This window comes from Nonomuraea dietziae, from assembly GCF_014195505.1.
Classification (GTDB): domain Bacteria; phylum Actinomycetota; class Actinomycetes; order Streptosporangiales; family Streptosporangiaceae; genus Nonomuraea; species Nonomuraea roseola.
Genome location: NZ_JACIBV010000002.1, coordinates 641,084 through 663,294, shown reverse-complemented (window position 1 = coordinate 663,294; position 22,211 = coordinate 641,084). Strand labels below are relative to the sequence as shown.

Below are 22,211 nucleotides of genomic sequence, written 5' to 3'. Positions count from 1 at the left end.
AAGCCTACTCAGACTGATCGTCACGGCGCACGCCAGGCGGCCGTCAGTCGACAGAGGAGACGTCGTCCAGCGCCTCGCGGATCTCGCGGGGCAGCACCACGTCCTCGGCGGTGAGGATGCCGCCGAGCTGCGCGTGGGTGCGGGCGCCGACGATCGCGGAGGCGACGCCGTGCTGGTCGCGCACCCATGACAGGGCCACCGACAGCGGCGAGACCCCGAGCCCCTCGGCGGCGGTGGTGACCGACTCGACCACCCTGCGGCTGCGCTCGTCGAGGTAGGGACGGACGAAGTCGGCGAAGTGCGGCGTGGCCGCGCGGGAGTCGGCGGGGATGCCGGTGCGGTACTTGCCCGTCAGCACCCCCCGCCCGAGCGGCGAATAGGCCAGCACGCCCGCCCCGACGTGCTCGGCGGCCGGCAGCACGTCGCGCTCGGCGTCGCGCGCCAGCAGGGAGTACTCCACCTGCGCGGCGGTGATCGGGATGCGGCCTGGCACCGCCCGCTGGGCGACCGCGGCGGCGGCCAGCTGCCACCCGGTGTAGTCGCACACGCCCGCGTAGACCGCCCGCCCGGAGGCGACGATGGCGTCGAGCGCGGCGAGCGTCTCCTCCAGCGGCACCTCGGCGTCGTAGGTGTGCAGCTGCCACAGGTCGACGTAGTCGACGCCGAGCCTGGTCAGCGAGGCGTCGATGGCGGCGATGAGGTGACGCCTGGAGGCGTCGCGCGGCCGCCGCGCCGCGGGAGTCAGCACGGCCTTGGTGGAGACGACCACCTCCGAGCGCGGCACGGAGTCTCTGAGCAGCCTTCCGAGCAGCCGCTCGGCGTCGCCGCCCGTGTAGACGTCGGCCGTGTCGATCAGGTTGCCCCCGGCCTCGACGAAGGTGCGCAGCTGGGCGGCCGCGTCCTCGGCGTCGGTGTCCCTGCCCCATGTCATCGTGCCGAGACCGAGCCGGGACACCGAAAGGCCGCTCCGACCGACATAGCGTTGTTCCATGAAGCTCAGGCGCTCCCGTCTGTCGATCACGGCCAAGGATCTGGCCAGGCTACCGTCCGCCCAGGCAAAGAAATGTGATCGACGCCTGCAAGACTTGTCGTCATGACGACCGTCCTCCTGGCCAGACACGGCCTCACCGCTATGACGGGTCCGGTGCTGGCCGGCTGGACCCCCGGCGTCCACCTCAACGAGGCGGGGCAGGCGCAGGCCAAGGCGCTGGCCGTACGGCTGGCGCAGGTGAGGCTGGACGCGATCGTCTCCAGCCCGCTCGAACGCTGCCAGGAGACCGCCCAGGCGGTCGCGCTGGACAGGGGGCTCGAGATCGGGACCGACGAGCGGTTCGGCGAGTGCGGCTACGGCGAGTGGACGGGGCGCCCGCTGAGCGAGCTGACCAAGGAGCCGCTGTGGCCCGTCGTCCAGGCGCACCCGAGCGCGGCGGTCTTCCCCGGCGGCGAGGCGATGGCCGACATGCAGCACCGCGCGGTGGCCGCCCTCAGGGACTGGAACCTGCGCCTGGGGGAGAAAAGCGTCTACCTGGTGTGCACGCACGGAGACGTGATCAAGGCCGTCGTGGCCGACGCTCTGGGGCTCCACCTCGATCAGTTTCAGCGCATAACAGCTGATCCAGCCTCTGTGACGATCATTCGATACACCCCCCTACGCCCCTTTGTCCTCAGGCTTAACGATGTGGGGGAATTGCGGCTTCCCGAGGGTTCGGAGGAGAAAGACGGGGGAGAAAACATCACCGGGAGCGATGCCGCCGTCGGCGGCGGACCCGGGACCACGTAAGGTCGGGCTATGCCGGTCTTCGACTACGACCCACCAGAAAGGTTCGTGGCCGGTGCCTTGGGGCAGCCGGGGGCACGGATCTTCTTCCTGCAGGCGCGGGCCGCAGGCAGGCTGACCACGGTCGCACTGGAGAAGCTGCAGGTCGCCGCCCTGGCGGGCAAGCTCGAGGAGCTGCTCGACGAGGTGCTGAGACGCAGCGGGGGCACCGCTCACGTTCCTGCCGTCGCGCCCGCCGACCTGGCCGACAACGGCCCGCTCGAGCAGCCGCTCACCGAGGACTTCAGGGTCGGCACCATGGCCCTGGCGTGGGACCCCGACAGGTCGCAGGTGGTGATCGAGGCCCAGGAGATCACCGACGAGGAGGACCTCGAGGCGCCCGAGCCGTCCATGTTGCGGGTGCACATCAGCCCGGGCGCCGCACGGGCCTTCTCCCAGCGCGCCCTGGAGATCGTGGCGGCGGGCCGTCCACCCTGCCCGCTGTGTGGTCAGCCACTCGACGCCGACGGGCACATCTGCGTGCGCCTGAACGGCTACCGCGGAGGTGAGGTCGCTTCGTGAGTGTGCCGGAGAGTGAGCTGGAAGACCTCCGTTATGACGAGGAAGCCGCCCTCAGGTTGCTCAGGGACGGACGACTGGAGGTGGCGGGCCGCCTGGTCGAGGCGACGAACATGACCCTCTACTGCGGCGTCACGCTCGCCGGCCGCTCGGCGGCGTGCGTCTACAAGCCGGTGCGCGGCGAGCGGCCGTTGTGGGACTTCCCCGACGGCACGCTGGCCGCCCGCGAGGTGGCCGCCTACGAGGTCTCCAGGGCGACCGGCTGGCAGATCGTGCCGCCCACGGTCTATCGCGAGGGGCCCTTCGGCCCCGGCATGTGCCAGCTGTGGATCGACACCGACCAGGAGATCGACCTGATGTCGCTGATCCGCAGCCGGCACCCCGCGCTGCGGAAGATGGCCGTCTTCGACGCGATCGTCAACAACGCCGACCGCAAGGGCGGTCATCTGCTGCCCCTGCCCGACGGCGCCACCATCTACGGCGTCGACCACGGCGTCTGCTTCTCCGCCGACGACAAGCTGCGCACGGTGCTGTGGCAGTGGAGGGGCAAGCCGCTGCCGCGCGAGGCCGTCGGCGTGCTGGCCAAGCTGGAGCGCGAGCTGGAGTCGGGCGCGCTGGGCCGCCGCCTGCGCGAGCTGCTCAGCCTCGCCGAGGTCGAGGCGACCTGGACCCGCGTCAGGCGGCTGCTCGACACCGGTGTCCACCCCTACCCGTCGGAGGACTGGCCCGCGGTCCCCTGGCCCCCGATCTAGACATGTGCACCGTGATCGTCAGGACCGGCGAGCCGCTGACCCTGCTGGGCGTCCGCGACGAGTTCGCCGACAGGCCGTGGGAGGGCCCCGGCGAGCACTGGCCCGACTACCCGGGCGTCGTCGGCGGGCGCGACCTCAAGGCGGGCGGCACGTGGCTGGCCGTCCTGCCCTCGGCCGGGCGCGCGGCGGCCCTGCTCAACGGCAGGGGCAGGGCGGCCGACGAGCGCACCAAGGTCTCACGGGGCGAGCTGCCGCTGCGCGCGGTGGTGGCGGGCGCGCTGCCCGAGGTGGACCTCACCCGCTACGACCCCTTCCACCTCGTGCTCGCCGAAGGGGCGGGCGCGCGCCTGTGGTCGTGGGACGGCCTGCACCTGACCGCCTCGCCGGTTCCCGAGGGCACCAGCGTCATCGTCAACGGCGGCCTCGGCGCCGACTCCAGGAACCTCGCTCCGCTGTTCGACGCGGCCACTGACTGGCACGAGCTGGTCGGCAGGGCGACGGTCCGCCACGACCTGCCCGACGGCCGACGCCACGCCTCGCTGTCGGCCACCCTGCTGACCCTCGGCGGCGAACGCGTGGGCTATGACTTCTCCGACCTCACCAGCTGGAATGCGGTGGCCGTGCCCCGCGTTGATCGTGGTGTTTCCCGAGACGGATAAGGTCAAAGCATGCGATCGTGGTCTGCCCCCAGTGTTCCCAACCTGCCCGGCGCCGCCGTACCCCTGAACCTGTACGACACAGCCGCGCGCCAGGTCAGGCGCACCGAGCCGGGGCCGACCGCCACCATGTACGTGTGCGGGATCACCCCCTACGACGCCACGCATCTGGGCCACGCCAACACCTATCTCGCCTTCGACCTCGTGGGCAGGGTGTGGCGTGACAACGGCCACGAGGTGCATTTCACCCAGAACGCCACCGACGTCGACGACCCGCTGCTCGAGCGGGCCGCGCAGACGGGCCTTGACTGGCGGGCCCTGGCCGAGCGCGAGATCGAGCTGTTCCGCACCGACATGAGCGCGCTGCGCGTGCTGCCCCCGCGCGAGTACGTCGGCGTGACCGAGGTCATCGACCAGGTGTCGGAGCTGATCGAGAGCCTGTCGGCCAAGGGGCTGACCTACTCCGTCGACGGCGACGTCTACTTCAGCGTCGCCGACGCGCCCAAGTTCGGCGAGGTGTCCGGCTACGGGCGCGAGGAGATGCTGGCGCTGTTCGGCGAGCGCGGCGGCGACCCCGACCGCGAGGGCAAGCGCGACCCGCTCGACTGGCTGCTGTGGCGGGCCGAGCGTCCTGGCGAGCCGTCCTGGCCCTCCCCGCTCGGGCAGGGCAGGCCCGGCTGGCACATCGAGTGCACCGCCATCGCGCTGGCCAACCTCGGCGCCGGGTTCGACGTCGCGGGCGGCGGCTCCGACCTGATCTTCCCTCACCACGAGTGCGGCGCCTCCGAAGGCTACGCCGCCGGCGGCGAGTGGCCGTTCGCCAAGTTCTACTCCCACGCAGGCATGGTGGCGCTCGACGGCGAGAAGATGTCCAAGTCGCGCGGCAACCTGGTCTTCGTCTCCAGGCTGCGCGCCGAGCACGACCCGATGGCCGTCAGGCTCGTGCTGCTGGCCCACCACTACCGCACCGACTGGGAGTACACCGGCGACCAGCTCCAGGAGGCCGAGGCCCGGCTCGAGCGCTGGCGCGCGGCGGTCGCGCTGCCGTCAGGCCCGGCCGCGGACGACGTGCTGGCGCGGGTGCGGGCGCGGATGTCGGACGACCTCGACGCCCCCGGCGCCCTGGCCGTGATCGACGCCTGGGCTGCCGAGGCGCTGGCGCAGGGAGGTTCCGACACGTCGGCTCCCGGCCTGGTCCGTGATGTGGCCGACGCGCTGCTCGGAGTGGCGCTCTAGCGCGATCTCACCGGCGCGGCGTCATCATCGCGTCATCGTCTCGTTTCGGGCGGCCCGCCGTGGGCAGCGGGCGCACGACGAAAGGAGACAGACGATGACCACCGCAAGAGAGATCATGACCCCCAACGTCGAGTGCGTGAACGTCGACGAGTCGGTCAGCGAGGCCGCGGAGAAGATGGCCAGGCTCGACGTCGGCTCCCTGCCCATCTGCGGCTCCGACGACAAGCTCAAGGGCATGCTCACCGACAGGGACATCGTGGTGAAGGTGCTCGCCAAGGGCAAGGACCCCAAGTCCTGCCTGGCCGGCGAGCTCGCCCAGGGCGAGGCCGTCACGATAGGCGCCGACCATGACGCCAGGGAGATCCTGCGCACCATGGCCACGCACAAGGTCCGTCGCCTGCCTGTCATCGACGGGCACAGGCTCGTCGGCATCGTCGCGCTGGCCGAGGTGGCCAGGGCGTTGCCGGACGCCACGGTCGGCGACCTGCTCGACGCCCTCACCACCGACTGACCACGATGGCGCACACCACAGGGTCGTACTGGATGGACGGGACGGCCCAGCCGTCGCGCCCGCCGCTGAGCAGCGACGTCCGCGTGGACGTCGCCGTGCTCGGCGGCGGGATCGCCGGTCTCAGCACGGCGTGGGAGCTGACCAAGGCGGGCCGCTCGGTCGCCGTGCTGGAGGCAGGGCGCATCGCCGCAGGGGTCACCGGGCACACCACGGCCAAGCTGTCGGCGCTGCACACGCTCATCTACTCCAGCCTGAGCGCGGGCGACGGCGAGCTGTACGCGCGCTCCCAGCTCGAGGCCGTCGAGCACGTGGCCCGCACCGCCGCCGAGCTCGACCTGGAGTGCGAGTTCGAGCGCGCCGCCGCCCACACCTACACCGAGACCACCGAGGGACTCGAGCAGATCAGAGCCGAGGTGGAGGCCGCCAGGCGGGCGGGGCTGCCGGCCGAGTTCGTCACCGAGACGGCGCTGCCGTACCCGATCGTGGGCGCCGTGCGGGTGCGCGGCCAGGCCCAGTTCCACCCCCGCAAGTACCTGCTCGGGCTGGCCGAGGCGATGACCGCGAGCGGCGCGCAGATCTACGAGCACACCCGCGCCGTACGGCTCGACTCCGGCAAGGTGACCACCGCCGACGGGCTCGTCGTGACCGCGGACGACGTGGTGGTCGCCACCCACTACCCGGTCTTCGACAGGGCGCTGCTGTTCGCCCGCATGACGCCGCGCCGCGAGCTGGTCGTCGCCGCGCCGATCGAGGCGGCGGCCGACCCGCGCGGCACGTTCATCACCACCGAGCAGGGCACCCGCTCGGTCAGGACCGCTCCCCTCGAGGACGGGCGGCGCCTGCTGCTGGTGACGGGCGAGAAGTACCGGCCGGGCGAGGGCTCGGTGGGAGCCCGCCTGGAGCGGCTGGGTGAGTGGATGAGCGAGCGGTTCGGCGTCGAGCCCCGCTACCGGTGGGCCGCGCAGGACAACGACACCACAGACGGCCTGCCCTTCGTGGGACCGCTGCACGTGGGGGCCCGCCACGCCTACGTCGCCACCGGCTTCGGCGGGTGGGGTATGAGCAACGGCGTCATGGCGGGACTGCTGCTCGCAGCGCTGATCTCAGGCAAGGACCGGCCGTGGGCGGGGCTGTACGACCCGCGCAGGGTGCATCCGGTGCGCGAGGCGGGCCCGCTGCTGAAGGCCCAGGCCTCGGTCGCCGCGCACTTCGTCGGCGACCGTTTCGGCACAGGCGGGCGCGACGACCTCGAAGGGCTCCTGCCGGGCCAGGCGGCCGTGGTGAAGGTGGCGGGGGAGCGCTGCGCGGCCTACCGCGACGTCGAGGGCCAGGTCCACGCGGTGTCGGCGCTGTGCAGCCACATGGGCTGCGTGGTCGCCTTCAACGACGCCGAGCGGACCTGGGAGTGTCCCTGCCACGGCTCACGCTTCGCGCTGGACGGTTCGATCCTCCAGGGCCCCGCCACCGAACCCCTCAAGCGCATCGAGCTGTGAGAACCACTCGACGGTACGGCGCAGCCCGTCCTCGGCCCCGACCTTGGCCGCCCAGCCCAGCTCGGCGGCGGCCAGCGTGGTGTCCGGTCTGCGGACCTTGGGGTCGTCGACGGGCCTGCCGATGAACTCGATGGGCGAGGAGGAGCCCGCCAGCTCCCGGATCAGCTCGGCGAGCTCGATCATGGTCAGCTCGTCGGGGTTGCCGATGTTGACCGGCCCTGGGAAGTGGCTGTCGGCCATGCGCAGCACGCCTTCCACGGTGTCCTCGACGTAGCAGATGGAGCGGGTCTGGCGTCCGTCGCCCGTGACCGTCAGCGGCTCGTTCGACAGGGCCTGCCTGATGAAGGTCGGGATGGCCCTGCCGTCGAAGGGGCGCATGCGCGGGCCGTAGGTGTTGAAGATGCGCACGATGCCGGTGTCGGTGCCGTGCGCGTTGCGGTAGGCGGTGGTCAGCGACTCGGCGAAGCGCTTGGCCTCGTCGTAGACGCTGCGCGGGCCGACGGGATTGACGTTGCCCCAGTAGGTCTCGCGCTGCGGGTGTTCGAGTGGGTCGCCGTAGACCTCGCTGGTGGAGGCCAGGACGAACCTGGAGCGCTTCTCCTTGGCCAGCCCGAGCGCGTGCAGCGTGCCGAGGCTGCCGACCTTGAGTGTCTCGATGGGATGTCTGAGGTAGTCGGCGGGGGAGGCGGCCGAGGCGAAGTGCAGCACGAGGTCCACCTCGCCGGGCACGTGCACGAAGCCGGTCAGGTCGCACTCGATGATCTCGAGGCCCGGCCTGCCCAGCAGATGTTCCAGGTTGCGGGGGGAGCCGGTGAGGAAGCTGTCCATGCAGATGACCTCCGCCCCCCTCTCCAGCAGCTTCTCGCAGAGGTAGGAACCGAGGAACCCGGCCCCTCCCGTCACCACAGCTCTCATAGCGAAATCGCCTCGATCACTTCGTCGACGTTGATGCTCAGCAGTCCGGGATCCGGGCTCTGCCCGTGCGGATCCCCTGTGGCGCCCTTCCAGATCACGGTGTGCGGTCCCTGCTTCGGCGGCCCCCACAGCGCGGGGGAGACGGGGCCGAACAGCAGGACGGACGGCGTGCGGTAGGCGCTGGCCAGGTGCGCGAGGCCGGTGTCGCCGCAGATCACCAGGCGCGCGTCTCGGACCAGCGCGGCCAGCGCCTTCAGGTCGGTCCTGCCCGCCAGCACCCTCGCGCCGCTGAGCCCTGCCACCCGTACGGCGAGTTCCCACTCGGCGGCGCTGCCGGTGACGACCACCTCGTGCCCCCTGCCCCTGAGGTAGGCGACCACCATGGCGTAGCGCTCGGGCGGCCACCTCCTCGACGGGTATGCGGCGCCGGGGTGGACGACCACGGGCCCGCCGCGGTCGCCCTCCCCGAGGTAGAGGTCGTCGGGGTCGGCCGGCAGGCCGTGCCACTCCAGCAGGTCGCACCAGCGGCGCACCTCGTGCACGTCGTCGCGCCACGGCGGGCCGCCGATCCCGTGGGTCAGCAGCGTGCCGGGCTCGGTGGCCAGCAGCGCCTCGGTGCTCTGCGGGCCCCTGCCGTGCAGGTTGACCGCGACCTGCGGCCTCGTGCGCGGGACGGGGCCGGGGCCCCGCACCTCGATCACCTCGTCGACGGGCAGCAGCGGAGCCAGCGCCGAGGGTCCCGCCAGCACGAGCCGGTGCCGGGGGTAGGCCCGCCGCAGCGCCCGCAGCGCGGGCACCGCGGTGAGCAGGTCGCCGAGCCCGAGCCCGCGCAGGGCCAGGACCTCTAGGGCCACGAGGTCTCCGTCGAAGGGCAGACCACGAGCTCGCGCACCTCGCAGCCGGGCGGCTGCGAGAGCGCGAACACGATGGTCTGCGCCACGTCCTCGGGCCTGTTGAGCTTGGCGTCGGGGCCCGGCTTGTACTGCTCGGGCCTGTCGTCGAAGAAGTGCGTCGACATCCCGCCGGGCACCAGCATCGTGACGCCCACCTGCCCGGCGAGCTCGGCGGCCAGCGCCCTGGTGAAGCCGACCACACCGAACTTGGCGGCGCAGTAGGCGGTGGCGTCGCTGACGGCGCGAAGCCCGAGCGTCGAGGCGCAGGTCACCACCCGCCCCCTCGACTCCGTCAGGTACGGCAGCGCCGCCCTGACGACCGAGGCCGTGCCCATGAGGTTGACCCTGATGACGCGCTCCCAGTCGTCGGCGGGCACCTCGCTCAGCCTTCCGCACGCGTCGATGCCCGCCGCCGTGACGACCCCGTCGAGCCCTCCCGCCCGCTCGGCCAGCTCCCGTACCGCCTGCTCGGCCTGCTCCCGTTCGGCCAGGTCGGCGATGACCTCGTCGAAGGAGTGCGACGGGCGCACGTCCACCACCAGCGGGCGCCCTCCGGCCTTGGCGACCGCCTCGGCGGTGGCCAGACCGAGACCCGACGAGCCTCCTGTGATCAGAATGTTCCCCAGCATCGTCCTCTCCCTCTCAGGCTTCCTGTACGGCGGCGATCAGCCCGGTCGTGGACCGTCCAGGCACGCTGGCCAGCACGACGGTCTCCGCGCCTATCCGCTCCAGAGATCCGGCCTCGGGCAGTTCGCGCCCCGAGTAGTCGCCGCCCTTCACCCACACGTGGGGGCGCAGCCTTTCGATGACGGCGTCGGGGGTGTCCTCCTCGAACACCATGACGGCGTCGACGCAGCCCAGGGCGCGCAGCACCTCCACCCTGTCGCGCTGGCCGACCACCGGCCTGCCGGGGCCCTTGAGCCGCTTGGCCGAGGCGTCGGAGTTGACGCACACGATCAGCGCGTCGCCCAGGGCCCTGGCCCTGCGCAGGAGGCTCACGTGCCCTGCGTGCAGCAGGTCGAAACACCCGCCGGTGGCGATGAGCCGTCCCCCGCTCGATCTGACCAGCTCGGCGACCTCCATCGGGGTGCGCGGCCTGTCGCCCATCTCCTTGGCCAGTTCGTGGCCGCGCAGCCTGATCGCCGCCGCGCCGCCGCTCTCCACGAACCTGGAGGCCTCGCCGACGCCGACGGCGACCGCGTCCTCCACCGGCAGGCCGTCGCGCAGGGCGAGCGCCGATGCCCCCGCGAACCTGTCTCCGGCGCCGCACACGTCGTGGCCGGAGGTGAGCGTGGGCGGCGGGATCCTCCTGTAGTGGCCACCCGCGTGCGCCAGGGTGGCGCCCTGGGCGCCCAGCGTCACCGCGACGGCCTCGGCGCGCAGCGTCCTGGTCAGCTGCCTGGCGGCCTGGTCGGGCCCGACGTACGGCTGCCCGCACATCTGCATGGCCTCCGACTCGCTCGGCGTCACCAGCGCGCAGCCGGGCACCGGCGTGACGCCTCTCGGGTGCGGATCCCACACGATCGGCACGCCGATCCCGCTGAGCAGCTCGCGAGCGCCCCCCGTGACGCCCCTGCCGTAGTCGGAGACGAGCACGGTGCCCGCCCCGCGCACCGCCCGCAGGGCGGCCTCGGTCGCCCTGGTCACGGCGCGCCCGTCGCCGGTGTCCATCCGCACCAGCGTCTGGCCCCTCGCCCTGATCCTGGTCTTGCGGACGGTCGAGCCGCGCAGCGGCAGCGGCACGACCTCGAGATGGCCGTTCAGCAGCGCCCGCAGCACCCGCCCCTGCGGATCGTCGCCGAGCGCGGTGACCAGCACCACGTCGGCGCCGTCACGGGCGGCCAGCAGCGCCGCGAGGCCCGCGCCGCCGGGGCGCAGGCGTTCCTCCTCCACGTCGACGACGGGGACGGGCGCGTCGGGCGCGAGCCGGTCGGCCACGCCCTCGATGTCCACGTCCAGCAGCGAGTCGCCGATGACGACCAGTGGTCCCCCGTTCACGCGCATGCCTCCTCGATCGAGTCGCAGAGCATGTGGATCATCGCCAGGTGCACCTCCTGGACGGTGCAGGTGTCGTCCTCCGGCACCGCCACGACCTCGTCGCTGATCGCGGCCAGCGGGTTCGGGGCGCGCCCCGTCATCGCCCACGTGGTCAGCCCCCGCTCGCCCGCCGCCCGCGCCGCGGCCAGCACGTTGGCGCTGGAACCGCTGGTGGACAGGCAGATCAGGACGTCGCCCTCGCGGCCGTGCGCCCACACCTGCCGGGCGTAGACCTCCTCGGCGCCGAAGTCGTTGGCGATCGCCGTCATCGAGGAGGTGTCGGCGTGCAGCGGGATCGCGGCGAACGGCCGCCGCTCGGCTCTGAACCTGCCGACCAGCTCGGCCGTCAGGTGCTGGGCCTCGGCGGCCGAGCCGCCGTTGCCGCAGGCCAGCAGCCTGCCGCCGCCCTGCAGGACGCCCGCGAGCTTGCGCCCCCACGCCTCGACGACGGGCGTCTGGTCCGCGGTCAGCGCGATCGCGACACTCAGCCTGCTCAGGTGCCTGTGCATGTCGCCCTCCCCATCCGGCCCTCCAGCACGCTCTGGTAGACGGCCTCGGTCTGCTCGGCCACGTGCGGCCAGCCGTACATCTGTCTGGCCTTTCTGGCCCCCGCCTCGCCGAGCTGGGCCCGTCGCGCGGGGTTGTCCAGCAGGTCGCGCAGGGCGCGGGCGAGCGCCTGCGGACGGCGCGGCGGCACCAGGACGCCGCAGCCCGCCACCGTGTCCAGGTGGCCGCCGACGGCGGAGGCGATCACCGGCACGCCGCACGCCATCGCCTCGAGCGGCACCATGCCGAACGGCTCGTACCATGGGACGCTCACCAGCACGTCCGCCGACCGCATCAGCGCGGGCACCCGCTCGCGGGGCACGCTGCCGATCACCTTGACCCTGTCGGCCAGGCCGTAGGCGGCGGCCAGCTCGGCCAGCCTGACCGCCTCGGGATCCCCGGCCTCCCCTCCCGCGATGACCAGCTCGGCCTCCGGCAGTTCGCGCAGCGCGCGCAGGACGGTGTCCACGCCCTTGCGCGGGACCAGCCTGCCGATGCTCAGCACCCGCATGGCCGCGCCCTTCCGCGCCTTCGGGCCTTGGGGGGTGAAGTGGCCGAGATCGACGCCGCACGGCACGATGGAGACCCGATGGTCGGGCACGCCCATCGCGCGCAGCTCGGTCACCTCGTCGGCACAGGTGGCCACGACCGCCGCGGCCCGCCTGCCGATCTGCGTCTCCACCGCGATCCGCCCCGGCGGGCTGGTGTCGGCCCTGCCCTGCCAGCGCCGCTTGACCGTGCCGAGCGCGTGGAAGGTCTGCACCACCGGAAGGCCGCGCGCGGCCAGCAGCGCCGCCCTGCCGCTCATCCAGAAGTGCGCGTGCGCCACGTCGGGTGGGCGCACCGCCCAGCGGCGCGCCAGCTCGTCGGCGAAGGCGGGCATGTACGGCGGCAGCTCGTCCTTCGGCACCGGCGCGGCCGGCCCCGCGGTGATGTACTCCACCCGCGCCCCGTCGGCGAGCGGCACGCTGCGCGGCTGGCCGGGCGCGCTCCTCCTGGTGTGCACGACCACGTCGTGACCCCGTTGGGCCAGCGCGGTGGCCAGGGCGGCGACGTGGACGTTCTGCCCGCCGGAGTCGGCGCCCCCGATCGCGGCCAGCGGATCTGCGTGCTCCGATATGAGGTCGATTCTCACGGGACCAGCTCCCTCACTGCTTTGACGACCTGCTCGGCCGTCACCGTCGACAGGCACGGATGGCCTCTGACAGGACACAGACGCGCTCTTGAGTCCTTGCACGCGGCCTGCTGGTCGCCCAGCAGCACGTACGGCACGCCGTAGGGCGCCCAGCGCCCGGCGGGCACGACGGGGGAGAAGAGGCTGACCACCGGCGTGCCGACCGCCGCGGCCAGGTGCGCGGGCCCGGTGTTGCCCGAGACGAGCGCGCAGGCCTCGTTCAGGACCCCGGACAGCTCGGCCAGGTTGGTCATGCCGCCCAGGTCGACGCCGTGGCGCCCGGCGACCGCGGCCGTCAGCGCCTTCTCGCCGCCCGTCCCCGTGACGACGACCTGGAAGCCCTCGGCCGTCAGCGCCTCGACCGCCTCCCTGTGCCGCTCGGGCGGCCAGGCGCGGGCGGGAGCGGTGGTTCCCGGATGGACGACGACGTAGCCCGGCGGCCCCACCAGACTGGCGGGCGGCGTCCTGACGGCCAGCCTGCCGTCGTCGCTCGGCTCGTAGCCGGCGGCGCGCGCGACGGCCAGCATCCGCTCGGCCTCGGGCAGATGCCTGCTCTCGTCCACCCGCACCCTGACGTCGAGCAGGGAGCCGGGATAGTCGTTGCTGATGGCCGTGATCCGCCCGACGCCCCTGAGCCGCAGCAGCAGCGCGAGCGGCAGCGCCGACTGGTGGAAGGAGGTCAGGATCAGCGCCTCCTCCGCCTCGGGGAGCTGCGCCATGAGCCTGGCGACGTGCTCACCCGTGACGGGAGGCGGATCGGCGTCGATCCACGGTGTCCGCCATTCGATCACGCGGTCCACGCAGGGCAGGAGCTCCGCGGCCGCGCGGCCCAGCGGCCCGGCCAGCAGCACGACCTCCTCGGCCTGCGCCCGGACGGCACGGATGGCGGGACCCGCGAGCAGGACGTCTCCCGCGCTGTCCGGCCTGGCCACCAGGACGGTGCCGCTCACCGGCGCACCCGCAGCTCGCCGCGCAGCCGGTGCAGGCAGGCGGCAGGCGGGATGGCGACGCTGGTGACCACCATCCTGGCCACCTCGCCCGGCGTGCGAGGGCCTGGCGCGATGCGCTCCCACGCGAACGTCGCGGTGAGCCACGCCCATCCGGCCGCGGCGATCCCCATCACCCACACGCCGCCCGCCCCGGCTCCCCGGAGGCCGCGCCCGCCTCGAAGCCCCCGGCCCCCGCGGTCGTCCGCGCAGGACAGCGCGCGGGCGGCCGCGAGGGCGAGCGCCGTGAGGCCCAGCGCGGTCGTCGCCGCGTGCCGGGGCAGCAGTCCGCCCGCCCCGATGAGCGACCTCCACTCGGGCCCGTGGACGCGGCGCATCAGCGCGTCGTCGGCGTTGCCCCTCTGGAAGCGCACGCTGGCCCAGAACCCGTCGTCACGCACCGGATGCCGGGTCACCCGCTCGCCCCTGACCAGCCTGAACCCCGCCTTGCGCATCCTCAACGCGAGGTCGGCGTCCTCCCTGTAGGCGCGGGGGAAACGCTCGTCGAAGCCCCCGACCTTCTCCAGCGCGGCCCGCCTGTAGGCCATGTCCGCGGTGATCCACTCCGCGTCGGCGAGCCCCGCGGTGTTCCTCTCCGCGTCGGTCGGACGACGGTCGCGCGGCAGCGGCACCTCGATGCGGCCCTGGCTGCCCGCCACGTCCTCCGGCAGGCTCTCCAGGTCCTTGGTGAGCGCCTCCAGCCAGCCCTCGCCGGGCACCACGTCGTCGTCGAGGAAGACCACCCACGGCGTCTCGGCCGCGCGCCACCCCGCGTTCCTCGCCGCCGCGGGCCCCTTGCGCCCGGTGTCCTCGACCACGATGACGGGCACCCCCTCGGGGATGGCCTTCCGCAGCGAGGACCGCCCGATCGTCGGGATCACCACGGTGATCATGTCGCCGCCCTCCTCACCACGAACGGCCCGATCACGAGCACGTCCACCGGCGAGGAGCCGAAGCACTCCAGCGCGTCGCGCGGTGAGTCGACCATCGGCCTGCCCGCCGTGTTGAGGCTGGTGTTCACGACCACCGGCAGCCCCGACAGCTCCTCGAACCTGGCCAGCGTGGCGGCCAGCAGCGGGTCCTTCTCCTGCGAGACCGTCTGGATCCTGGCCGTGCCGTCCACGTGCACCACGGCCGGGATGCGATCGCGCCACTCGGGCCGCACGTCGTGGACGAACAGCATGTACGGCGAGGGCATGGGCCCCCTGCCGAAGATCTCCGCCGCCCGCGACTCCAGCACCATCGGCGCGATCGGGCGGAACTGCTCACGCCCCTTGACGTCGTTGAGCCGCTCGGTGTTGCGGGCGAAACCGGGGTGCGCGAGCAGCGAGCGGTGGCCCAGCGCTCGCGGGCCGTACTCGCTGCGGCCCTGGAACCAGGCCACGATCAGGTCGTCGTTCAGCGCCCGCGCCACCTCGCCGGCCAGATCCTCGGGCCGCGAGTACGGCACGCGCGCCACGTCCAGCCACGCGGCCAGCTCCCCTTCGCTCCACCTCCTGCCCAGGTCGGCGCCGCGCATGGGCGCCACGGGCTCGCCGTGGGCCTGGGACAGGTGCAGCGCGCCCCCCAGCGCGGTGCCCGAGTCCCCCGCGGCGGGCTGCACCCAGACGTCCTCGAAGGGACCCTCGGCCACCAGCCGGGTGTTGGCGACGCAGTTCAGCGCGACACCCCCGGCCATCGCCAGGCGCCGCGCGCCGGTGCGCTCGTGCAGCCAGAACGCCAGCTCCAGCAGCACCTCCTCCAGCCGCGCCTGCACGCTCGCGGCAAGGTCGGCGTGGTCGGCCGTCCAGGTCTCGCCCCTGTCCAGGCGCTTGGCGAAGCCGCCCCAGTCGATCGGCTCGATCCTGAACCCGCCGTCGCCCGTCGTGGTGACCAGCTCCCTGAGCACGTCCAGGTGGCGAGGCGTGCCGTAGGAGGCCAGCGCCATCACCTTGTACTCGTCGCTGGAGCGCAGGAAGCCCAGGTGCTCGGTCACGTCCTCGTACATCAGGCCGAGCGAGTGCGGAAGCTCCTGGGCCGCCAGCGTGGTCAGCTCGCCGTCTCTGTAGTGGCCCGCCAGGTGCGAGACGGCCTCGCCCCTGCCGTCGCACACCAGCACCGCGCACTCCTCGTACGGCGCGGCCAGCCCCGCCGAGGCCGCGTGCGCCACGTGGTGCGGCACGAACCGCACCTGAGCCGGGTCGAGCCCCGGCAGGGCGGTGGCCAGGAAGCTGGGCGCCCTGGTCGCGTAGGTGGTGCGCAGGTCCTCCCACGGCGCCGCGTGCTCCTCCCGCACCAGCGCCGGATCGTAGGAGTAGGCGACCGCGTCCAGGTCCTCCGGCCGCAGGCCGGCCTCGGCAAGGCACCAGGCGGCGGCCAGCTCGGGCAGCTCCCACGCGGAGAACGGCACCGGCCTCTTGCCGTGCTTTCGGCGGCTGAACCGCTCCTCTTCGGCGGCCGCGACAATCTCGCCGTCGACCACAAGGGCCGCAGCGGGGTCGTGGAACACCGCGTTTATCCCCAGAAATCTCATGAACTTCCTCCCCCGGGAGAACCGCTACCGAGAGAAGCGCTTGTTAAACACAACGTAGACGGGGCAGCGGCGGAACATGCTCTCTCGTCGACCGACCGCGGCGGTGCTCTTCGACCGCGACGACACGCTGATCAGAGACGTGCCGTACAACAACGACCCGAAGCTCGTGGAGCCCATGCCGGGTGCTCTGGAGGCGCTGAGGACGCTGCGCGACCGCCGGATCCCGGTGGCCGTGGTGACCAACCAGTCAGGCGTGGCCAGGGGGCTGATCACGCCCGACGAGCTGCACCAGGTCAACGAGCGCGTCGAGGAGCTGCTCGGTCCCTTCGACGCGTGGGCCATCTGCGTCCACGGCGAGGACGACGGATGCGTGTGCCGCAAGCCGGAGCCCGGGCTGGTGCTGCGCGCGGCGGGCACGCTCGGCGTCGAGCCCGCCGACTGCGTGGTCATCGGAGACATCGGCAGGGACGTGCAGGCCGCGAGGGCCGCAGGGGCCAGGGCCATCCTCGTGCCCACCCCGCGCACGCTGCCCAGCGAGATCGCGGCCGCCCCCGAGGTCGCCCACGACCTGCGCGAGGCCGTCGAGTGGGTGTGCGCATGAACATCCTGCTCTGGCACGTTCACGGCTCATGGACCACCTCGTTCGTCCAGGGGCGGCACACCTACCTCGTCCCGCTCGTCCCCGGCAGGGGGCCCGACGGGCGCGGCAGGGCCACCACCTTCGACTGGCCCTCCTCGGTCAGGGAGGTGCCCTTCGACCGGCTGCGCGACGAGCACGTCGACGTGGTCGTCTACCAGCGCCCGCACGAGATCGAGCTGGCCCGCTCCTGGCTCGGCAGATCAGTGCCGGGCATCTACGTCGAGCACAACACGCCGAGGGGCGACCCGCCGGCCACCCGGCATCCGCTGGCGGGCCAGTCGGCGATCCCGGTGGTCCACGTCACCCACTTCAATGCCCTGTTCTGGGACAACGGGACGGCTCCCGTCCGCGTGATCGAGCACGGCGTCGTCGATCCGGGGCATCTCTACACCGGCGAGCTGCCGCGCGCGGGCGTCGTCATCAACGAGCCGATCCGCAGGACGCGCGTGGCGGGCACCGACCTGCTGCCCGCCTTCGAGGTGCCGATCGACCTGTTCGGGATGAAGGCGGACGGCCTGCCGTACCCCGCCTACGACCTCTCCCAGGCCGAGCTGCACGCCGAGCTGGCCCGGCGCCGCGCCTACCTGCACCCCTACCGCTGGACCTCGCTCGGCCTCTCGCTCATCGAGGCGATGATGCTCGGCATGCCCGTCGTGGCGCTGGCCGCCACCGAGGCCGTCGAGGCCGTTCCCGCCGACGCCGGCGTCCTGTCGACCAAGCTCCCTGTGCTGGTCGAGGCGCTGTCCGCGTTCGTCTCCGACCCCTCCCTCGCGAGCCAGTACGGCAAAGCGGCTCGTCAGGCGGCCCTCGCTCGGTACGGAATAGCCAGATTTATTGCCGATTGGGACAGTTTGCTTGGTGAATCTCCGGGTACCGAGGGTGCGCACGACGCCATCTGACCAGGTCTGGAACCCTATGTTCATCCTCGACCGCTCGCGCCGGGCCGCCTGCCTGGACGAGGACCCAGAAATCTTCTTTCCCATCTCGCTCGAGGGCGCGGGACACGCGCAGGTCGAACGCGCCAAGTCCATCTGCGTCGGCTGCCCCGTCAGGCAGCCCTGCCTCGACTACGCACTGGCCACCAGGCAGACGGACGGCGTATGGGGTGGCACCACCCCCACCGAACGCCGCACCCTCCTGCCGCTGGCCTCCTGACAGGCAATCACCGCAGCCCCGGGGCCTTCGCCCCGGGGCTCGGCTCGCGTGCCCCCTCGCCCGGGCGGGCGGGGCGGCCCGGCCGAAGGCCGTATCCGTGCACGCTGGAGGCGACCTCCGCCTCGGCAGACATCATCGCCCGAGGCCAACCGGGCGGGCACGGCCTCGTCCCGTCATGAACCGCCGCCGCCCCGTCACCGCCCGAGGGCCCGCTGCCGTCGTAGCCGCCCGCGTCGTGCGTGGAGGCGCTGGGCCGCCCCCGGGTGCTACGGCGTGGTCGCGGTCATCGGGGCGTGGCCGGGCAGAACTCGGCCGACAGCATGTCGCCGAAGACGCTCAGGCCGTTCCAGTCGCCGTTGACGTGGCTGACCAGCAGGTGCTTGCCGTCGCGGGAGCCCATGGCGTACACCCACGAGCCGTAGGTCGCCCCGCCGATGCCCCAGACCGTCACGTCGCACGACAGCTTCTGGGAGAACAGGCCGAGACCGTAGCGGGTGAAGGGGATCCACGGCGGGCCGCCCTCGGTGGCGACGGTGGTGAACATCTCCTTCTGCTGGGCGGGCGGCAGCAGGCCTCCGGTCAGGAGCGCTCCGACGAAGCGGTGGAGATCGCCGGTGGTGGAGACGACGCCGCCTGCGGCCCAGGCGAAGGACTGGTTCATCTCGGTCGCATCGTGGATCTTGGGGTTGGCGTCCTGGGAGAACAGCGTGGAGTAGTGCCGGGGGTGCGAGCCGCGGATCTTCGCCTCGTCGCCGGGCAGGTAGGTTCCGGTCAACCCCAGCGGGCGGATGATCCGCCGCGTGAGCTCCTCGCCGTACGTGTTGCCGGTCGCCTTCTCGACGATCATGGCGGCCAGGAAGTAGTTGGTGTTGGAGTAGCCGAAGCCCTTGCCCGGCTGGAAGTAGGGCGGATGTGCCAGACCGATCTTCACCAGCTGCTCGGGGGTGTAGGTGTCGTAGCGGTGCTCGAACCAGGCCTCGCCCTTGCCCCTGGCGAAGAACTCCTCGTCGTTGCCGTAGTTGTAGATGCCGCTGGTGTGGTTGAGCAACTGCCGGATGGTGATCTTGGTGCCGTCGTAGCCGCCGCCTCGGACCAGGCCGGGCAGCCACCTGTCCACGGTGTCGTCCAGGCTCAGCCTGCCTTCGGCGGCCAGTTGCAGGACCACGACCGCGGTGAAGGCCTTGGTGGCGCTGCCGACGCGGAAGCGCTCGTGCGGCTGGCGCTTGCGGCCGGTCCTGGTGTCGGACACGCCTGCCGCACCGAACCACCTGCCGCGGCCGTCGCGGATGTCGGCGACGATGCCGGGAGCGCCGCTCTTGGCCACGGCGCTGTCAAGAACGCGTCGCACCTCGAGATGGCCGGGGGCGGGGGCAGCGGAGGCCGCGGGGGCCGTCATGGCGGTCCCCGCCGCCGTCACCGCGGCGAGGAGCAGGGAGAGGGGCTTGGTCATGTTGATGCCTCCATTGAGTGGATGTGAGAAGGTCGGGCGGTTTCAGGTGATCTAGCGGTGGGACTGCACGGCCGGGAGCGGTGCGACGGCGACGCGTCGGGCGGTGACGATCACCCATGCGGTGGCCGCCGCCGTGACCAGCAGCACCGCGGCGGCGGTGGTCAGGGTCGCCATGTCCGGGTGGATGAGGGACTGCCCACGCCCTGCCTGCCAGGTCACGGTCGCGACCAGCCCGGTGTAGCCGAGGGCCGCGGCGCCGACCAGGCGGGCGCGGACCTTCTCCTCGCGCAGCCAGGCGTGCCTGCCGGCGAGGACGGCCAGGGCGGCGGCGAGCAGGAGGAGCACCTGGATGCCGTGCAGGGCGAAGAAGTGCGGGACCCGGAAGTCGCCGCCGCTCACGCTCCAGCCGGTGAGGGGCATGCCGTTGCCGTCGGGGTCGCCGATGCCGTGCCCTTGGTACATCTGCACGGGCTCGCCGTTGGCGTCGGTCACCGTACGCGGGTTGATCTCGGCGACCATCCAGTAGATCGGCACGAGCATGCCGAAGGTGGCCAGCCCGAGCCCGGCGCGGATCGCCCTGTTCAGGGCCGCTCCGCCGGTGCGCTGGATCAGTACGACCACCGCGATGATCAGCTGGGCGATGAGGATGATCATCACGCCGTAGGTGAGGACGGGGACCAGGGCCAGGGTGACCGGATCGTTCTGGTTGGCGTTGAAGTGACTGATGGTGCCGCGCGCCGCCTGGACGGTGATGGTGGCGACCTCAACGATCGCGGCCAGCGCGAAGACGGTGCCGACCCACCACCCCAGGCGTCCTCCCTTGCGCAGCTTGGTCAGCAGCCACGCCAGCGTGCCGCTGTAGAGGGCGAAGGCGAAGCCGAACTTCAACGGCTTGACCCACACCGACTCGCCGAGCAGGGTCCGGTCGTCCACCGCGAGCCCGACGCCGGCGGCCGGCACGAGGCCCAGCATGAGCAGCGCGCAGACCACCAGCGGACGGTGCCAGGTGCGCACGGGGGTGAGGAAGGAAGTCATGAGGGGGCTCCGATCACGGCGACGGGAAGGGGGCGGCCCCGATCGCATCGCTTGTTTGCGAATCACTAAAAGCTAACTTGCTTTCAGTGATTCGTCAATCTAGAAAGTAGATAAACGGGCAATATGCCAGGTCAACTGCACAGCGTTTTGCAATGGCGATGAAGGCGAATGCAAATCAAGATCCGAGCCGTTTGCAATGGAGTGTTGGCGAACGCAATACTGGCCACACCAGAGGACGTGAGACGGAGGCAGGACCGATGCCCGGAGGCAGACTGACCCACCAGGACCGGCAGCAGATCGCCGAGGGGCTGGCGGAAGGACTCACCTACACCGAGATCGCCGGCCGTCTGGACAGGCCCATCTCCACCATCACCCGGGAGGTGGCCCGCAACGGCGGCGCCGGCGGCTACCGCGCCGACCAGGCGCAGCGGGCGACCCAGGGGCGTACTCGCCGCCGCAAGCCGGCCCCGGCCCCTCCGGCCGTCACCGACTCACACGGGCGCGACCCCGAGGCCGTCCACGAACTGGAGGAGCAGTTCACCGCGATGATGGTCGGCACGGGTCTGCCGCGGATGACGGCCCGGGTGCTCACCTGCCTGTACGTCACCGACGGCGGCAGCCTGACCGCCGCCGAGCTCGTCCAGCGCCTCCAGGTCAGCCCCGCCTCCATCTCCAAGGCCGTCGGCGAGCTCGAACAGCAGGAGCTCATCAGGCGCGAACGCGACCCCCGCCGGCGGCGCGACCGGTACGTCATCGACGCCGACGCCTGGTTGCGCGGCTGGATGGCCAGCGCCCGCCAGAACGCCATGCTGGCCGACATCGCCCGCCAAGGCGCGCAGGTCCTCGGCGCGACCACCCCCGCCGGTGTCCGCATGCAGGACATCGGCCACTTCTTCGAGCACGTCGGCCAGGCCATGATCCAGGCGGCCGAGGAGTGGCGACAGGCCTACGCCGCCAGACGCACCGTGAACGGTTGACGCAGTACGGCGATGGCCGAAGATCTCGGTCCAGCCCCTGACCCTGGCGTGGCGGAGCGTCAGCGGGGAGTGGCCGCCGTCGGGGTGAAGGGCGCGCCGTGGCCGGGGACGATGACGTCGGCGACGGCCAGCACGCGCTCCCTGCCGGCCCGCAGGACGTCGCGGTCGATGGTGACCGGGTCGTCGGCGGGGCCGTCGGCCCGCCACCACAGGTCGCCGGCGAAGGCCACGACGCCCTCGGCGGTGCCGGCCAGCAGGGTGATGTCCTCGGCGCTGTGGCCGGGGGTGGCGATCAGCCTGAGCGACGGGGAGAACTCGTACCCTTCGGCGTCCCTGCTGGTCCAGTGGTGGCCCTGGTAGATCGCCTTGTGGTCGTGGATGCGTGCCTGGCCGAACAGGCCGACGTTGAGGATGTTGTCGGGGTGGTGGTGGCTGAGGACCACGTCGGTGATGTCGTCCGTCTTGAGGCCGAGGTCGGCGAGCGCGTCGGTGATCACCGACTGGCTCGCGACCATGCCGGGATCCACCACGATCCTGAGGTCGCCCTCGGTGACGTAGGAGACGGTCGCGGCCACGCCGGGTCCGGTGGAGGTGGTGTAGCCGGTGGCGAGGATATGGAAGGCGGCCGTACGGCCGGTGGGTGCGTCGGTCATGGAAAGCAGTCTGGGCGACGCCGCCCGCCCGGAACAGTGGCCGGAACACCCCTCATCGTGGGTTTCGTGCCAAAAATCCCGCTCGTCGTCGCCTGTGCCCCGTGAACGAGATCTTCCGCCGGCCGGCTACATCGCCGAAGCGCTGCGGCCGGCCTGCAAGGCTCGTGGCCACGTCCCGCACGAGCAGGCCGCGTTCAGTGGAGGGGGGAGGGCCGGGACCGGGCGGGTGAGCCCGGGTCGCGGCCCTTGGTGTGT

At 72.3% G+C, this 22,211-nt stretch carries 24 protein-coding genes; 11 read left to right on the top strand and 13 right to left on the bottom strand.

Annotated elements, in window-relative coordinates; all coding sequences use genetic code 11:
• Positions 1 to 43: 43 nt before the first annotated feature.
• Positions 44 to 991, bottom strand: coding sequence for an aldo/keto reductase (locus FHR33_RS45790; protein WP_183661794.1), 948 nt, complete (start codon positions 989 to 991; stop codon positions 44 to 46).
• 102 nt (positions 992 to 1,093) lie between these two features.
• Here FHR33_RS45790 and FHR33_RS45785 point away from each other — a divergent pair, with 102 nt between their 5' ends.
• The 7 genes from FHR33_RS45785 (at position 1,094) to FHR33_RS45755 (ending at position 6,983) form a co-directional block, all read left to right on the top strand.
• Entirely contained in the window at positions 1,094 to 1,780 is a 687-nt protein-coding gene (locus FHR33_RS45785; RefSeq protein WP_183661791.1) for a histidine phosphatase family protein, read from the top strand.
• Positions 1,781 to 1,789: 9 nt separating this feature from the next.
• Entirely contained in the window at positions 1,790 to 2,338 is a 549-nt protein-coding gene (locus FHR33_RS45780) for an Rv2134c family protein (RefSeq protein WP_183661789.1), read from the top strand.
• Positions 2,335 to 3,087 (top strand): SCO1664 family protein, encoded by a 753-nt coding sequence (locus FHR33_RS45775; RefSeq protein ID WP_312896076.1) that lies wholly within the window; start codon positions 2,335 to 2,337, stop codon positions 3,085 to 3,087. Before FHR33_RS45780 ends, FHR33_RS45775 begins: the two co-directional genes overlap by 4 nt.
• 2 nt (positions 3,088 to 3,089) lie before the next feature.
• On the top strand, positions 3,090 to 3,746 hold the full coding sequence (locus FHR33_RS45770) for an NRDE family protein (RefSeq protein WP_183661787.1): 657 nt from the start codon (positions 3,090 to 3,092) through the stop codon (positions 3,744 to 3,746).
• A gap of 9 nt (positions 3,747 to 3,755) precedes the next feature.
• Entirely contained in the window at positions 3,756 to 4,979 is a 1,224-nt protein-coding gene (mshC, locus tag FHR33_RS45765; RefSeq protein ID WP_183661783.1) for a cysteine--1-D-myo-inosityl 2-amino-2-deoxy-alpha-D-glucopyranoside ligase, read from the top strand.
• 94 nt (positions 4,980 to 5,073) lie between these two features.
• The gene (locus tag FHR33_RS45760; protein ID WP_183661782.1) at positions 5,074 to 5,490 is read left to right on the top strand and encodes a CBS domain-containing protein; all 417 of its coding nucleotides are present in this window, start codon (positions 5,074 to 5,076) and stop codon (positions 5,488 to 5,490) included.
• Between the two features lie 5 nt (positions 5,491 to 5,495).
• Entirely contained in the window at positions 5,496 to 6,983 is a 1,488-nt protein-coding gene (locus FHR33_RS45755) for an FAD-dependent oxidoreductase (RefSeq protein WP_183661781.1), read from the top strand.
• On the opposite strand, the gene FHR33_RS45750 is transcribed toward FHR33_RS45755, so the two are convergent.
• Genes FHR33_RS45750 through FHR33_RS45710 form a run of 9 tightly spaced genes read right to left on the bottom strand, consistent with a single transcriptional unit; the run spans position 6,912 to position 16,046 of the window.
• Positions 6,912 to 7,898 carry a UDP-glucuronic acid decarboxylase family protein gene (locus FHR33_RS45750; protein ID WP_183661779.1) on the bottom strand — a complete coding sequence of 329 codons (987 nt, stop codon included), beginning with the start codon at positions 7,896 to 7,898 and terminating at the stop codon, positions 6,912 to 6,914. The genes FHR33_RS45755 and FHR33_RS45750 overlap by 72 nt on opposite strands.
• Positions 7,895 to 8,752, bottom strand: a complete 858-nt coding sequence (locus FHR33_RS45745; protein WP_183661777.1) for a glycosyltransferase family 9 protein — start codon at positions 8,750 to 8,752, stop codon at positions 7,895 to 7,897. The genes FHR33_RS45750 and FHR33_RS45745 overlap by 4 nt, the downstream gene beginning before the upstream one ends.
• Entirely contained in the window at positions 8,743 to 9,420 is a 678-nt protein-coding gene (locus FHR33_RS45740) for an SDR family oxidoreductase (RefSeq protein WP_183661775.1), read from the bottom strand. The genes FHR33_RS45745 and FHR33_RS45740 overlap by 10 nt, the downstream gene beginning before the upstream one ends.
• Positions 9,421 to 9,433: 13 nt before the next feature.
• Positions 9,434 to 10,795 carry a PfkB family carbohydrate kinase gene (locus tag FHR33_RS45735; protein WP_183661773.1) on the bottom strand — a complete coding sequence of 454 codons (1,362 nt, stop codon included), beginning with the start codon at positions 10,793 to 10,795 and terminating at the stop codon, positions 9,434 to 9,436.
• Positions 10,786 to 11,337, bottom strand: a complete 552-nt coding sequence (locus tag FHR33_RS45730) for a D-sedoheptulose-7-phosphate isomerase (RefSeq protein ID WP_183661771.1) — start codon at positions 11,335 to 11,337, stop codon at positions 10,786 to 10,788. Before FHR33_RS45730 ends, FHR33_RS45735 begins: the two co-directional genes overlap by 10 nt.
• Entirely contained in the window at positions 11,322 to 12,509 is a 1,188-nt protein-coding gene (locus FHR33_RS45725; RefSeq protein ID WP_183661769.1) for a glycosyltransferase, read from the bottom strand. Before FHR33_RS45725 ends, FHR33_RS45730 begins: the two co-directional genes overlap by 16 nt.
• On the bottom strand, positions 12,506 to 13,498 hold the full coding sequence (locus tag FHR33_RS45720; protein WP_183661767.1) for a glycosyltransferase family 9 protein: 993 nt from the start codon (positions 13,496 to 13,498) through the stop codon (positions 12,506 to 12,508). The genes FHR33_RS45725 and FHR33_RS45720 overlap by 4 nt, the downstream gene beginning before the upstream one ends.
• On the bottom strand, positions 13,495 to 14,427 hold the full coding sequence (locus FHR33_RS45715; protein WP_183661765.1) for a glycosyltransferase family 2 protein: 933 nt from the start codon (positions 14,425 to 14,427) through the stop codon (positions 13,495 to 13,497). The genes FHR33_RS45720 and FHR33_RS45715 overlap by 4 nt, the downstream gene beginning before the upstream one ends.
• Positions 14,424 to 16,046, bottom strand: a complete 1,623-nt coding sequence (locus FHR33_RS45710; protein ID WP_183661763.1) for a carbamoyltransferase family protein — start codon at positions 16,044 to 16,046, stop codon at positions 14,424 to 14,426. The genes FHR33_RS45715 and FHR33_RS45710 overlap by 4 nt, the downstream gene beginning before the upstream one ends.
• A 76-nt stretch (positions 16,047 to 16,122) precedes the next feature.
• On the opposite strand from FHR33_RS45710, the gene FHR33_RS45705 reads away from it, so the two are divergent.
• From FHR33_RS45705 to FHR33_RS45695, 3 genes are read left to right on the top strand one after another with little or no spacing between them, the layout of a single operon-like run.
• Positions 16,123 to 16,647, top strand: coding sequence for a D-glycero-alpha-D-manno-heptose-1,7-bisphosphate 7-phosphatase (locus FHR33_RS45705; protein WP_183661761.1), 525 nt, complete (start codon positions 16,123 to 16,125; stop codon positions 16,645 to 16,647).
• Positions 16,644 to 17,585, top strand: a complete 942-nt coding sequence (locus FHR33_RS45700; RefSeq protein WP_183661759.1) for a glycosyltransferase — start codon at positions 16,644 to 16,646, stop codon at positions 17,583 to 17,585. The genes FHR33_RS45705 and FHR33_RS45700 overlap by 4 nt, the downstream gene beginning before the upstream one ends.
• Before the next feature lie 16 nt (positions 17,586 to 17,601).
• Positions 17,602 to 17,841 (top strand): WhiB family transcriptional regulator, encoded by a 240-nt coding sequence (locus FHR33_RS45695; RefSeq protein WP_183661757.1) that lies wholly within the window; start codon positions 17,602 to 17,604, stop codon positions 17,839 to 17,841.
• 283 nt (positions 17,842 to 18,124) lie between these two features.
• Here the strand turns inward: FHR33_RS45695 and FHR33_RS45690 are convergent, their stop codons facing one another.
• Positions 18,125 to 19,291, bottom strand: coding sequence for a serine hydrolase domain-containing protein (locus FHR33_RS45690; protein ID WP_183661755.1), 1,167 nt, complete (start codon positions 19,289 to 19,291; stop codon positions 18,125 to 18,127).
• 51 nt (positions 19,292 to 19,342) lie between these two features.
• Positions 19,343 to 20,326, bottom strand: a complete 984-nt coding sequence (locus FHR33_RS45685; protein WP_183661753.1) for a hypothetical protein — start codon at positions 20,324 to 20,326, stop codon at positions 19,343 to 19,345.
• A 257-nt stretch (positions 20,327 to 20,583) separates the two neighbouring features.
• On the opposite strand from FHR33_RS45685, the gene FHR33_RS45680 reads away from it, so the two are divergent.
• Entirely contained in the window at positions 20,584 to 21,303 is a 720-nt protein-coding gene (locus FHR33_RS45680) for a GbsR/MarR family transcriptional regulator (protein WP_183661751.1), read from the top strand.
• 59 nt (positions 21,304 to 21,362) lie between these two features.
• Here the strand turns inward: FHR33_RS45680 and FHR33_RS45675 are convergent, their stop codons facing one another.
• Entirely contained in the window at positions 21,363 to 21,956 is a 594-nt protein-coding gene (locus FHR33_RS45675; RefSeq protein ID WP_183661749.1) for an MBL fold metallo-hydrolase, read from the bottom strand.
• Positions 21,957 to 22,211: the final 255 nt, after the last annotated feature.

What these genes read in the sequence shown, in the direction of transcription:
- mshC (WP_183661783.1), top strand. Translation starts at nt 3,756, where the DNA reads ATGCGATCGTGGTCTGCCCCCAGTGTTCCCAACCTGCCCGGCGCCGCC.
- FHR33_RS45755 (WP_183661781.1), top strand. Translation starts at nt 5,496, where the DNA reads ATGGCGCACACCACAGGGTCGTACTGGATGGACGGGACGGCCCAGCCG.
- FHR33_RS45700 (WP_183661759.1), top strand. Translation starts at nt 16,644, where the DNA reads ATGAACATCCTGCTCTGGCACGTTCACGGCTCATGGACCACCTCGTTC.
- FHR33_RS45680 (WP_183661751.1), top strand. Translation starts at nt 20,584, where the DNA reads ATGCCCGGAGGCAGACTGACCCACCAGGACCGGCAGCAGATCGCCGAG.
- FHR33_RS45730 (WP_183661771.1), bottom strand. Translation starts at nt 11,337, where the DNA reads ATGCACAGGCACCTGAGCAGGCTGAGTGTCGCGATCGCGCTGACCGCG.
- FHR33_RS45750 (WP_183661779.1), bottom strand. Translation starts at nt 7,898, where the DNA reads ATGAGAGCTGTGGTGACGGGAGGGGCCGGGTTCCTCGGTTCCTACCTC.
- FHR33_RS45770 (WP_183661787.1), top strand. Translation starts at nt 3,090, where the DNA reads ATGTGCACCGTGATCGTCAGGACCGGCGAGCCGCTGACCCTGCTGGGC.
- FHR33_RS45785 (WP_183661791.1), top strand. Translation starts at nt 1,094, where the DNA reads ATGACGACCGTCCTCCTGGCCAGACACGGCCTCACCGCTATGACGGGT.
- FHR33_RS45780 (WP_183661789.1), top strand. Translation starts at nt 1,790, where the DNA reads ATGCCGGTCTTCGACTACGACCCACCAGAAAGGTTCGTGGCCGGTGCC.
- FHR33_RS45695 (WP_183661757.1), top strand. Translation starts at nt 17,602, where the DNA reads ATGTTCATCCTCGACCGCTCGCGCCGGGCCGCCTGCCTGGACGAGGAC.
- FHR33_RS45675 (WP_183661749.1), bottom strand. Translation starts at nt 21,956, where the DNA reads ATGACCGACGCACCCACCGGCCGTACGGCCGCCTTCCATATCCTCGCC.
- FHR33_RS45705 (WP_183661761.1), top strand. Translation starts at nt 16,123, where the DNA reads ATGCTCTCTCGTCGACCGACCGCGGCGGTGCTCTTCGACCGCGACGAC.
- FHR33_RS45710 (WP_183661763.1), bottom strand. Translation starts at nt 16,046, where the DNA reads ATGAGATTTCTGGGGATAAACGCGGTGTTCCACGACCCCGCTGCGGCC.
- FHR33_RS45690 (WP_183661755.1), bottom strand. Translation starts at nt 19,291, where the DNA reads ATGACCAAGCCCCTCTCCCTGCTCCTCGCCGCGGTGACGGCGGCGGGG.
- FHR33_RS45715 (WP_183661765.1), bottom strand. Translation starts at nt 14,427, where the DNA reads ATGATCACCGTGGTGATCCCGACGATCGGGCGGTCCTCGCTGCGGAAG.
- FHR33_RS45760 (WP_183661782.1), top strand. Translation starts at nt 5,074, where the DNA reads ATGACCACCGCAAGAGAGATCATGACCCCCAACGTCGAGTGCGTGAAC.
- FHR33_RS45790 (WP_183661794.1), bottom strand. Translation starts at nt 991, where the DNA reads ATGGAACAACGCTATGTCGGTCGGAGCGGCCTTTCGGTGTCCCGGCTC.
- FHR33_RS45740 (WP_183661775.1), bottom strand. Translation starts at nt 9,420, where the DNA reads ATGCTGGGGAACATTCTGATCACAGGAGGCTCGTCGGGTCTCGGTCTG.
- FHR33_RS45685 (WP_183661753.1), bottom strand. Translation starts at nt 20,326, where the DNA reads ATGACTTCCTTCCTCACCCCCGTGCGCACCTGGCACCGTCCGCTGGTG.
- FHR33_RS45735 (WP_183661773.1), bottom strand. Translation starts at nt 10,795, where the DNA reads ATGCGCGTGAACGGGGGACCACTGGTCGTCATCGGCGACTCGCTGCTG.